The 10,962-nt window shown below is 72.0% G+C and carries 11 protein-coding genes; 2 read left to right on the forward strand and 9 right to left on the reverse strand.

Annotation, left to right across the window (positions count from 1 at the left end):
• The first annotated feature begins 8 nt into the window (after positions 1-8).
• Both ACNF49_RS42175 and ACNF49_RS42180 read left to right on the forward strand, forming a co-directional pair.
• Entirely contained in the window at positions 9-515 is a 507-nt protein-coding gene (locus ACNF49_RS42175) for a hypothetical protein (RefSeq protein ID WP_357968063.1), read from the forward strand.
• A 120-nt stretch (positions 516-635) separates the two neighbouring features.
• Positions 636-1,289, forward strand: coding sequence for a nucleotidyltransferase domain-containing protein (locus ACNF49_RS42180; protein ID WP_482941255.1), 654 nt, complete (start codon positions 636-638; stop codon positions 1,287-1,289).
• Positions 1,290-1,339: 50 nt separating this feature from the next.
• On the opposite strand, the gene ACNF49_RS42185 is transcribed toward ACNF49_RS42180, so the two are convergent.
• The 9 genes from ACNF49_RS42185 to murG all read right to left on the reverse strand — a co-directional run bounded on the left by ACNF49_RS42185 (position 1,340) and on the right by murG (position 10,960).
• Complete coding sequence (locus ACNF49_RS42185; RefSeq protein ID WP_482941256.1) at positions 1,340-3,046, reverse strand: hypothetical protein; 1,707 nt, start codon at positions 3,044-3,046, stop codon at positions 1,340-1,342.
• Between the two features lie 62 nt (positions 3,047-3,108).
• Positions 3,109-3,984 carry a DivIVA domain-containing protein gene (locus tag ACNF49_RS42190; protein ID WP_352325076.1) on the reverse strand — a complete coding sequence of 292 codons (876 nt, stop codon included), beginning with the start codon at positions 3,982-3,984 and terminating at the stop codon, positions 3,109-3,111.
• 107 nt (positions 3,985-4,091) lie between these two features.
• Positions 4,092-4,385, reverse strand: a complete 294-nt coding sequence (locus ACNF49_RS42195) for a YggT family protein (protein ID WP_125630468.1) — start codon at positions 4,383-4,385, stop codon at positions 4,092-4,094.
• Positions 4,386-4,465: 80 nt separating this feature from the next.
• Positions 4,466-4,966, reverse strand: coding sequence for a cell division protein SepF (locus ACNF49_RS42200; RefSeq protein ID WP_357968056.1), 501 nt, complete (start codon positions 4,964-4,966; stop codon positions 4,466-4,468).
• 138 nt (positions 4,967-5,104) lie between these two features.
• Entirely contained in the window at positions 5,105-5,797 is a 693-nt protein-coding gene (locus ACNF49_RS42205) for a YggS family pyridoxal phosphate-dependent enzyme (RefSeq protein ID WP_357968054.1), read from the reverse strand.
• Between the two features lie 151 nt (positions 5,798-5,948).
• A complete protein-coding gene (gene ftsZ / locus ACNF49_RS42210; RefSeq protein ID WP_482941257.1) occupies positions 5,949-7,418 on the reverse strand; it encodes a cell division protein FtsZ in 1,470 nt (489 codons plus the stop codon).
• A 335-nt stretch (positions 7,419-7,753) separates the two neighbouring features.
• Complete coding sequence (locus tag ACNF49_RS42215) at positions 7,754-8,416, reverse strand: cell division protein FtsQ/DivIB (RefSeq protein WP_357968051.1); 663 nt, start codon at positions 8,414-8,416, stop codon at positions 7,754-7,756.
• Positions 8,417-8,489: 73 nt separating this feature from the next.
• Complete coding sequence (murC, locus tag ACNF49_RS42220) at positions 8,490-9,887, reverse strand: UDP-N-acetylmuramate--L-alanine ligase (protein WP_357968048.1); 1,398 nt, start codon at positions 9,885-9,887, stop codon at positions 8,490-8,492.
• Entirely contained in the window at positions 9,884-10,960 is a 1,077-nt protein-coding gene (gene murG / locus ACNF49_RS42225; RefSeq protein WP_352358438.1) for an undecaprenyldiphospho-muramoylpentapeptide beta-N-acetylglucosaminyltransferase, read from the reverse strand. The genes murC and murG overlap by 4 nt, the downstream gene beginning before the upstream one ends.
• Positions 10,961-10,962 lie beyond the last annotated feature (2 nt).

Raw genomic sequence — 10,962 nt, forward strand, 5'->3', positions numbered from 1 at the left:
CTGGTCCCGTGCCGACTCTGATCCGCCGCGCCTCCGGTCAGGTGTTCGTGGACGCGTCCACCGTCGACCTGACCGGCGAAGGGCTCGTGACGGATCTCGAGTGGGACATGACCGCGACGGGCCTGGTCCAGGCCGACCCCGACGGCGACGGCGCGCGCATCGTGTGCGGCCAGGAGATCGGCGACATCGGCGTCACCGCCGAACTGTGGGACGCCGCCCCGCCGTTGACCACCGACGGCTGGCAGGACGTCGCCGAGGTGTCCGTCGCCTGGCGATCCGCGTTCATGGACTTCGCGACGACGGACGGCGGCGCCGACCCGGCCGAACAGCTGGAACTGCCCGGCCCCGGCGACTACCGGCTGCGCGTCCACGGACGCAACCGCGACGACGGCGACCCGCGGGACGACGGCGCCCCCGCCGAGGAGTACCTGATCCAGGTGTGGCCCGCCCCGCACGCCGAGCCCGTCATGGCCAAGTCCACCAGCAGGACGGCGGCCGCGTGGAGAGCGCAGTGAAGTCTGCCCGCTGAGCAGCGTGGCGGCCGCAGCTTCGTACCTCTTCTCAGGTTTCCGGCTTCTCCCGACGCGGGGAACACGCGAACCCCGCTCGTCCGGCGAAGGGCGGACAATGGCCGAATGACGTGGATCGACACGCCGTGGGGTCCTTGGGAGGCCGCGCCCCTGGAGGAGGTCGTCGCGCTGCTGCGCGGGCTGGCCGCGCCCTGGTGGGTGGCCGGCGGCCACGCGCTGGAACTGGCCGCCGGACGCGCGTACCGCGAGCACGACGACGTCGACATCGCACTGCTGCGCCGCGACCAGCTCGCCGTCCGGCGCCTCCTGACCGGCTGGGACGTGCACGCCGCGATCACCCCCGGCACCCTGCGACCCTGGCCCGTGGACGAGCTGCTGCCCGCCTCCGCCCACGACATCTGGGTACGCGACCACCCCGACGCCCCCTGGCGCTTCCAGCTCATGCTCGACGAGGCCGCCGGGGACGAGTGGATCTACCGTCGCGACCCGCGGATCCGCCGTCCCCTGACAGACCTGACAATCATGCGGAACGGCTTCCGGCACCTCGCACCGGAAGTGCAGCTCCTCTACAAGTCCACGGCTCCCCGCCCGAAGGACGAGATCGACTTCGAGACCGTCCTGCCACTTCTGGACGACAGCCGGCGCCACTGGCTGGCAGCGGCCCTGCGCACCGAGCACACCACCCACCCGTGGCTAACCCGCCTGCACCGCCCCGCCCCCACCGCCCCCGCCCCTGACGCCCCCCCGCGAACGTCATGAGCCCCGAAGACCCGCTGGCGAAAGCGCAGCGGGCCCGGGGCGGTCGGGTGTTACTTGGCCGTCTCGCGGTCGTGCTGGCACACCGGGCAGCTGGTCAGACCGGCGTCCTCGGCCTCGGGGATCGTCATGATCTCCACGCCCGTCTCCCCCGCGCCCCTGATCAGCGGGCAGGTGGCGCTGTGGTAGCGACGGGTGCCGGTGATGACCTTGACCGTCCCTGGGCGCCCGCCCGGACCGGACGTACCGCCGGTCTCGCCCTTCGAGCCCTCACCCGCCTTGCCGGGCTTGTCGCCGGGCTCGGCACCGGACGTCTCGCCCTTGGCCGCGCTCTCCTTGCCGGGCTTGGTGTCCTTGCTCTCGGTCTTCGGCGCCGGGGCGGTGGCCCCCGTCGGACGGGCGGAAGGGGCCGGCGCAGCCCCAGAAGGCCGCTCGGACGCCCCAGCAGCCCCACCCGAGGGTTCCGGTTCCGGCTGGACCGGCAGCCCGGAGGACGTCACGCGAGGCTGCGGAGCCGTGTCCGGGTCGGAGGCGTCGTCACCGTCGTCGGCGGGCTGCTCGGCGGGGCGTGCGGCGGGCTGCTCGGCGGGCCGGGCGGCGGGCGACGGCCGGGCGGCCGCGGACGGCTTGCCCTGCGCGCTCTCTGCCGACTTCCCGGAATCAGCCGCGTCATCGCCCTTCTGACCCGAGGTCGCCGCACCCGCACCGGCCTTGGCCGAAGCCGCCCCCTTGGACGCCGGAGCCGAAGCCGCACCCGAAGCCGCCGGGCTCTCGGACGGACTCTTGGACGGGCTCATGGACGGGCTCTTGGGCGGCTTCGAGGCCGGCGAACCCTTGGAGGCCGCAGCAGGGCTCGAAGGGGCGCCCGACGGGCCCTTGGCGTCGTCCGGCGAAGAGGGACGCGCGGGCCGCTCGCGCTCCGACGGCGGCCGGAAGTAGGAAGTCTGGATCTCCCCCTGCTCGTCATCCGGACCGGCCCCGGAATCGGGCGCGGCGGCGGAGGAGGGGGACTTGGCCGGATCGCTCGCCTGCGCGGCGGCGGCCGGACGGCCGAACCACCCGGTCGGGCCTTCCTCGCTGGAGGCGGCGGGCTCCGGGGTGGGGGTGGAAGCCTTCGTGTCGGGCTTCGGCGGTACGACCGGCGGGCGCAGGTCCCGGGTCTCCGCGGAGGTCTCGGCCCGGCTCTCCGCCACGGCGGAGGGGGTGGCGGCGGGGCCGGGGGCGACGACGGGCTCGGGGTCGGCGGCAGGCGGCAACTGCCGTCCGCCGAGCGCGGCGTCCGGAAGGCACGTGGTGCAGGGCGTGAAGCCCTCCTCGCGTGCCTCCTCGTAGGTGAGCTCCTCGTGATCCCGTCCGGCCAGCTGGCGGCAGCCCGGCACGTGGTATCTCCTGCGGCCCGGGATCACCATCACGATCGCGTCCGGCGAGATGCCGCTCGCCGCGGGGCGGCGAGGCGCGGAGGCCGGAACGGCGGTCCGCTGAAGCGTCTGCGGGTGCGGGTGGGGTTGTGGCCGCGGGTGCGGCTGGGGCCCGGCAGGACCGGTCTGGTTGTACGGCAGGCCGGGCGGCGGGAGCGGGGCCGGAGGGGTGGCCGGCGCAGCGGCCCGCCCACCACCGGGAAACAGCTCGTGACGCCGCAGCAACGCCCCGATCACCAGGAACAGCGCGGACAGCACGCTGACCACGATGGACCACATGATCAGGAACGGCTTAGCCAGTACGAAGCCCGCGATCAGCAACACGACCGCCGCGAGCACCAAACCAGCACTGATAAGGATCACAGGGGGCTCTTTCGAGTGACAGGTCCTAGTGACCCGTTACTTTACCGGCGGTCGTTGTGCGGACCGTCGCCGCCGGGGAAGGCGCCCTGCGGAGCCTCGCCGCCGAACGGGTTGGGGCCACCGGGGAGAGGCTGCTGGCCACCCTGGGGAACCGCGTGCGACATGGCGGGAGCCTGACCCTGCGGACCGGACATGACCGGGAACCCACCGCTGCCCTCGGCGGAGACGTTGAGCTCGGCGAGCTGGTTCTCCAGGTAGAGCTTGAGGCGGCTGCGGTATTCGCGCTCGAAGCTGCGCAGCTCCTCGACCTTGCGCTCGAGCTCGTCGCGGGTCTGCACCAGCGAGCCCATCGCCTGGCGGTGGCGCTCCTGCGCGTCGCGCTCGAGCGTCTCGGCGCGGGCACGGGCGTCGCCGATGACCTGCTCGGCCTGGCGGCGGGCCTTGGTGAGGATCTCGTCGGCCTCACGGCGGGCGCGGGTCACCGTCTCGTCCGCCTCCCGGCGGGCGTCGGCGATCGCCTGGTCGGCGGTCTGCTGGGCGAGGGCCAGCACGCGGGCCGCGGTGTCCATGTTGTCCTCGGCGGGAGGCATGCTCATGGCCACGGGCTGCGGCTCGGGGGCTCGCATCGGCTGCGGCTCGGGGGCCCGCATGGGCTCCGGCTGCGGCGGCGCCATCATCTCCGGCTTCGGCTGCTCCTGGACGGGGGCGGAGGCCATGGGCATGCCCATGCCGCCCGGCACCTTCCCACGCAGGCACTCGGCCAGTTTGGCGCGTAGCTCCTCGTTCTCTTGGATCAGGCGGTCGAGCTCAGCCTCCACCTCGTCGAGGAAGGCGTCGACCTCTTCCTCGTCGTAGCCCGGCCGCAGCCGGGTGGTACTGAACTGCTTGTTCCGCACATCAGCGGGCGTCAGCGGCATTTTTTGGTCTCCTTGGCGCGCTTGGAGTCTGTCCGGAGGGACGGTGAACCCGAATCACTTCAGCGCGGACACGAGTTGGATCACGACCGGCACCCCACCAGCCCGCCTCACCGGCCGCCCAGTGACCCAGCGATCTGGATCAAGATCAGCACGACGATGAACAGGACAGTGAAGCTTAGGTCAAAGGCCACCGTACCCAACCGGAGCGGGGGAATGAAACGGCGGAGGAATTTGAGAGGTGGGTCTGTCGCGGTGTACGTGGCCTCCGCCAGCACCAGCACGACCCCGGAAGGCCGCCACTGCCGGGCGAACGCCTGCACCGTCTCAAAGATCATCCTGCCGATGAGCAGTACCAAATACAGAGACAGGACTACGACCAAGATCCCACTCACGATCTCCACGGCCCGGCCGCGCCTCCACTTCTGGTGTGCCCTCCCGGCCGCGCGTGGGCCCGGTTGGGTGCGATGGACATACAGAGACTCTAACTCTGGTTGAAGAACCCGCGTTCCGCGATTCGGGCCTTGTCCTCGGCGGTCACCTCGACATTGGCAGGGGACAACAGGAACACCTTGTTGGTAACACGTTCAATGCTTCCATGTAGGCCGAAGACCAGACCTGCCGCGAAATCCACGAGCCGCTTCGCGTCGCTGTCAACCATTTCGGTCAGATTCATGATGACCGGGGTGCCGTCGCGGAAGTGCTCTCCGATGGTTCGGGCCTCGTTGTAGGTCCGGGGATGGAGGGTCGTGATGCGCGCCAGGTCGGTCGTGCGGCGCTCCAGGATCGTCGTGGCGGGCCTGGGCGCGGGGACCGCGGAGTCGGCCTCCTCGTCGCGGTCCTGGACCGCCACGGGCCGTTCCTCGCCGGTCCGCTGGACATCGTCGTCGTAGGCGTACTCGTCGGTGTAGGTCTCGTACCTCTCGTAGCGGTCGTCCTCCACGAGACCGAGGTAGACCGCCATCTTGCGCATCGCGCCGGCCATCGCTACGTCGTCCTCCTGCTCATGGTCGCACTGGCTCGGACCCGTCGCCGGGGCCGAGGCGGCAGCCGTACCCCCTTGGAGCTCACCGCGGATCGACCTCTACTTGATCATGGGCCTGAAGACCCACTTGAGGGGACATTACCTGACGAAGGGCCTGCGACGACCGAGCAACGCCGTACCGATCCGCACGTGTGTCGCACCGTACGCGACCGCCTCGTCGAGGTCCTGGCTCATGCCCGCGGAGACCATCGTGGCCCGCGGATGCTGCTCCTGGACGCGGCCGGCGACGTCGCGCAGCACGGCGAAGGCGCGGGCTGGCTCCACCCCCAGCGGGGCGACCGCCATGACGCCGCCCAGCCACACGCCGTCGGCCAGCGCCACCTCGTCGGCCAGCGCCGGCACGTCGGCGGGCCGGGCGCCGCCCCTGGAGGGGTCGTCGTCGAGCGCCACCTGGATCAGGCAGCCGACCTTGCGGCCCTGCCGCACGGCCTCCTTGCTGATCGCCTCCAGCAGCCGGAGGCGGTCGAGCGAGTGGATCACGTCGGCGTACCCGACGACGGACCGCACCTTGTTGGTCTGCAGCTGGCCCACGAAGTGCCACGTCAGCGGCAGGCCGGCCAGCTCGTGCGCCTTGGGCGCGGCCTCCTGGTCGCGGTTCTCGCCGACGTCGCGCACGCCCAGCTCGCACAGGATGCGCACGTCGTCGGCCGGTCTGGTCTTGGTCACCGCGATCAGGGTGACCTCGCCGCGGTCGCGGCCCACCGCATGACAGGCCGCGCCGATGCGGGCCTCGATCTCGGTGAGACCGGCCGCGATCTCGTCCCTACGCACGCCTGACTCCCTCTCCCTGCCTCCATCGCCTCGCCGTTCGGCCTGCACGCCGTACGCCACGATGGCCCCCTTTCCGTGCCGCGGGTCGGTTCCCGGCACACACGACGGCGCCGCTCCCGTACGCCTGCGGGGAGCGGCGGTGGGTGGTGAGCTACTTGAGGAAGTCGGGGACGTCGAGCTCCTCCTCCTGCTCCTCGAAGATCACCCGAGGACGTTTGGGAGGCTCCGACATGCGGGAGGTGATGGGCGTGGGCGGGTTGGCCGGTTCGGGCGTGGGCCTCGGGATGGAGACGGGGGCCTGCGGCTCGTCGTCGCCGAGGGCGGCGACGGGCTCGGCGGGCTGGACCGACTCCACCGGGCGCACCGGCTCCGGACGCGGCTCCGGGCGGGGCTCAGGACGCGGCTCCGGCCTGAACTCGCGCGGCTCCGGGCGAGGCTCGGGGCGCGGCTCGGGACGGAACTCCTGCCGCGGTTCGGGCCTGAACTCCTGGCGCGGCTCCGACCGGAGCTCGGCACGCGGCTCAGGCCTCGGCTCGGGGCGCGGCGCGGGCGGCTCGGACTTCACGCTGGGCGAGGCCGGGACGCCGGGCCGCAGGGCCGAGGACGACACCGGCGCAGCGGGCTGCGCGGCGGGCCGGGCCGCGGGCCTCGGCAGCGGCTTCTCGACCGGCGGCGGCACGTCGTCGAAGCCCGCCGCGATCACGGTGACCCGCACCTCGTCGCCGAGGGCGTCGTCGATGACCGTGCCGAAGATGATGTTGGCGTCGGGCGCGGCGGCCATCGACACGAGCTGGGCCGCCTCGTTGATCTCGAACAGGCCGAGGTCGGAGCCGCCCGCGATCGACAGCAGCACGCCGTGGGCGCCGTCGATGCTCGCCTCCAGCAGCGGGCTGGAGACCGCCATCTCGGCGGCGGCGACCGACCGGTCGTCGCCGCGCGCGTGGCCGATGCCCATGAGCGCCGAGCCCGCACCCGACATGACCGACTTGACGTCGGCGAAGTCGAGGTTGATCAGGCCGGGCGTGGTGATCAGGTCGGTGATGCCCTGGACACCGGACAGCAGCACCTGGTCGGCCGCCTTGAACGCGTCGAGCACGCTCACCTGCCGGTCGGAGATCGACAGCAGCCGGTCGTTGGGGATCACGATGAGGGTGTCGACCTCGTCGCGCAGTGTCTCTATGCCGGCCTCGGCCTGCGAGGCGCGACGCCGCCCCTCGAAGCTGAAGGGCCGGGTCACCACGCCGATCGTCAGCGCGCCGAGCGACCGGGCGATGTTGGCCACGACCGGCGCGCCGCCGGTGCCCGTGCCACCGCCCTCGCCGGCCGTGACGAAGACCATGTCGGCCCCCTTGAGGACCTCCTCGATCTCCTCACGGTGGTCTTCGGCCGCCTTGCGCCCCACGTCGGGGTTGGCTCCGGCGCCCAGTCCGCGCGTGAGCTCGCGGCCCACGTCGAGTTTCACATCGGCGTCACTCATCAGCAGCGCCTGGGCGTCGGTGTTTATGGCGATGAACTCGACGCCCTTGAGTCCCTCCTCGATCATCCGGTTGACGGCGTTCACTCCGCCGCCGCCAATGCCGACGACCTTGATGACCGCGAGGTAGTTCTGCGGTGCTGCCACGACGAGGGGCCTTTCCGCTCGTTGACTTGCCATTTCGGTGCGGATCGTCTCCGCTTTTTCTCAGTTTTCGTAACTCTCAACCTCAGGTTGAGATTTAGATTTATGTCAACCTGAGGATTGATACGGACAGTAGGAGGCCCCTACCAGGCGGGTCAACTAACCGCGCCGCAAGCACGTCCGGCGTGTCGCGGGCTGTCCGATTCGCTCCGAAGTCGCGCCTGGTCGGGGCCTTCCTGTGCCGAAGCTCCGATCTACAGGCTCTCACGCCGCGACCCCCACCTCGCACAGGCACGCGATGCCCTTGCCACGGAGTTGCCAGACCCTGACACTCGTGATCACTTCAAGGTCACGACGTCGGGAGAGCTGACGTCGTACAGGGTGGCCTTGCGGCCCAGGAGCGAGACCAGGATGCGGCCTTTCTCCTCCGCCCTGTCGGCCCCGCCCCACAGGACGGTACGGCCGTCGGACAGCTCCAGCGTCACGCCCTCGGCCGAGGCGGCGCGAACCTGCCGGACCTTGCCCGCCACCACGGGCGGCAACGCCTGGACGACCTGGAGCGCCGCCATGGTGGCCGGGTCGCCCGCGGCCGGCCGGTCGACCTTGAGCAACGGCAGCATGAACGGCGACGTGTCCTTGACCTCGATCACCACGCCCTGCTTGTCGACCACCGCGAACCGGCCGCCCGCGGGGATCACCGCGACCGGCTCGCGCTCGACCACCTCGATCTTGAGCGTGCCCGGCCACACCCGGTCGACCTTCGCCGTCGCGAGCTGCCGGATGCCGAGCACGCGCGCCTGGACGTCGGCCAGGTCGACCGTGGCCAGCGGATGCAGGTCGGGCACGGCGGCCTGCTGCTTGATGTGCTCGCTGGTGACTGTGAGATTTCCCACGATCTCGATCGACCGCACGCCCAGCACCGGCGAGAAGAACACCAGCCAGGCGGCCGAGCCGACCACCCCCGCCGTCAACAGCACCAGGAACGCGTTACGCGCCTTCATCGCCCTCCTCGCCCGCCGGCTTCGAACGTACGCCGCCGGGCCGCCCGGCACCCGCCCGCCACGCCCGTACGGCTCAGGACAGGCGCGCCACGAGCTGCGGCCCGAGCTCGGTCACGTCGCCCGCCCCCATCGTCAGCACGATGTCACCCGGACGCGCCCGCCCGGCCACCAGGTCGGGCACCGCCGCCCGGTCGGGGGCGTAGGCCACCCGCTCGGCGGGCAGCGGCACACGCCCGGCGACCATCGCGCCGGACACGCCCGGCTCGGGATCCTCCCGCGCGCCGTAGACGTCGAGCACGATGACCTCGTCGGCCAGCCCGAGCGCGGCGCCGAACTCGTCGGCGAAGAAGCGGGTGCGCGAGTACAGGTGGGGCTGGAAGATCGCGATGACCCGGCCGGTGCCCGAGTAGGAGGCCACGACGTCGCGCGCGGCCCGCAGGTCGGCGGCCAGCTCGGTCGGGTGGTGGGCGTAGCTGTCGAACACCGCGACGCCGCCCGCCTCGCCCTTGGCCTCGAAGCGCCGCTTGGCCCCCGTGAAGGCCGCCAGGCCGTCTCTGATGTCCTCGAACGCCAGCCCCAGCTCGTCGGCCACGGCGATGGCGGCGGTGGCGTTGAGGGCGTTGTGCGCCCCGGGGACGGCCAGCCGCACGTCTCCCCTGCCCTCGATGGAGAACACCGTGCCGAAGCCGTCGGGACGCACGCCGGTCACCCGGTAGTCCTCGCCCCGCTCGCCGTAGGTCCTGACCCGCAGCCCGCGCTCGCGCGCCCGCCCGACCAGCTCGGCGGCGCCCGGGTCGTCGGCGCAGACGATGAGCAGCGAGCCCACCCGGTCGGCGAAGCGGGCGAAGCTGTCGTGCACCGCGCGCGGGTCGCCGTAGTTGTCGAGGTGGTCGGCCTCGACGTTGGTCACCACGGCGATGTCGGGGGCCAGCATGAGGAAGGAGCCGTCGCTCTCGTCGGCCTCGGCCACGAACACCCGGCCCGTGCCCTCGTCGGCGCCCAGCCCGGTGGTGACGAGCTGGCCGCCCACGCAGTAGGACGGCTCGGCGCCGCACTTCTGCAGCGCCACGGTCAGCATGGAGGTGGTGGTGGTCTTGCCGTGGGTGCCGGCGATGGCCACGCCGGTGCGGCCGGCCATCACCGAGGCCAGCGCGGCGGCCCGCGGGATGATCCGCAGGCCCTGCTTGAGCGCCTCGCCCAGCTCGGGATTGGAGTCGCGGATGGCGGTGGAGACGACCACGGTGTCGACGTCTCTGATGTGGGAGGCGGCGTGCCCGATGTGCACGGTCGCGCCCAGCTCGCGCAGCTCGGTCACCAGCTCGGAGCTGCGCGCGTCGCTTCCGGTGACGCGGACGCCGCGCTTGAGCAGGATACGGGCGATGCCTGACATGCCCGCGCCGCCGATGCCGATGAAGTGCACGCGGCCGAGGTCTTCGACGGCTACGGGATCGACCAGCTTGACGAGACTCATCGGGCTATCTCCAACACTTTCCTGGCAAGCATGATATCGGCGTCCTTGCGCCCCAGCCGGGAGGCGGCCTCCGACATGACGGCGACCCGTTCGGGGTCGTGGAGCATGGGCAGCACGTTCTGGATGATCCAATCGGGTGACAGGTCGGAGTCGTCGACCATCAGGCCACCGCCGCCGCGCACGACGCGCTCGGCGTTGACGGTCTGCTCGCCGTTGCCGTGCGGCAGCGGCACGTACGCGGCCGGCAGCCCGACGGCCGTCAGCTCGGCGCAGGTCAGGGCCCCGCTGCGGCACAGCGCGACGTCGGCGGCGGCGTAGGCGAGGTCCATGCGGTCGACGTAGGGCAGCAGCACGTACTGGGGGTCGCCGGGCGGCGGCTCGTGCTCGACGGTGTTGTTCAGGCCGAGCACGTGGAGCACCTGGATGCCGGCCCGGCGCAGCACCGGCGCGGCGGCCAGCGCGGCCTGGTTGAGCGACCTGGCGCCCTGCGAGCCGCCGAACACCAGCAGCGTGGGCCGGTCGTTCTCCAGGCCGAACCAGGAGCGCGCCTTGTCGCCGGTGGACAGCCGGTCGAGCGTGACGATCTCGCGGCGCAGCGGGGTGCCGATGAACTCGGCCTTGGGCAGCGCGGCGTCGGGGAAGCCGGTGAAGACGTGGTCGGTCAGCCGGGCGCCCAGCCGGTTGGCCAGGCCGGGACGGGGATTGGCCTCGTGGACGACGATCGGCAGGCCCTTGCGCTTGGCCGCCAGGTAGGCGGGCGTGGCGACGTAGCCGCCGAAACCGACCAGGATGTCGGCGCCGACCCGGTCGAGGACGCCCGACACGGCGTTGATCGCCCCGGCCAGCCGGCCCGGCACGGTCAGCAGGCTCGGGGTGATCGCCCTGGGCAGCGGCACGGCCGGCACCAGTTCGAGGTCGTAGCCCCTGGCGGGCACGAGCCGCGTCTCCAGGCCGCGCTCGGTGCCCACGCAGGTGATGCCGACGCTCCGGTCAAGATGGCGCAGCGCGTCCGCAAGGGCGAGCGCGGGCTCGATGTGCCCGGCCGTCCCCCCACCGGCGAGGACCACCCTCATCT

Source organism: Actinomadura sp. ATCC 39365 (assembly GCF_054392275.1).

Coding starts and splice junctions, on each gene's coding strand:
- ACNF49_RS42180 (WP_482941255.1), top strand. CDS start 636: ATGACGTGGATCGACACGCCGTGGGGTCCTTGGGAGGCCGCGCCCCTG.
- ACNF49_RS42190 (WP_352325076.1), bottom strand. CDS start 3,984: ATGCCGCTGACGCCCGCTGATGTGCGGAACAAGCAGTTCAGTACCACC.
- ACNF49_RS42200 (WP_357968056.1), bottom strand. CDS start 4,966: ATGGCCGGCGCGATGCGCAAGATGGCGGTCTACCTCGGTCTCGTGGAG.
- ACNF49_RS42215 (WP_357968051.1), bottom strand. CDS start 8,416: ATGAAGGCGCGTAACGCGTTCCTGGTGCTGTTGACGGCGGGGGTGGTC.
- murC (WP_357968048.1), bottom strand. CDS start 9,887: ATGAGTCTCGTCAAGCTGGTCGATCCCGTAGCCGTCGAAGACCTCGGC.
- murG (WP_352358438.1), bottom strand. CDS start 10,960: ATGAGGGTGGTCCTCGCCGGTGGGGGGACGGCCGGGCACATCGAGCCC.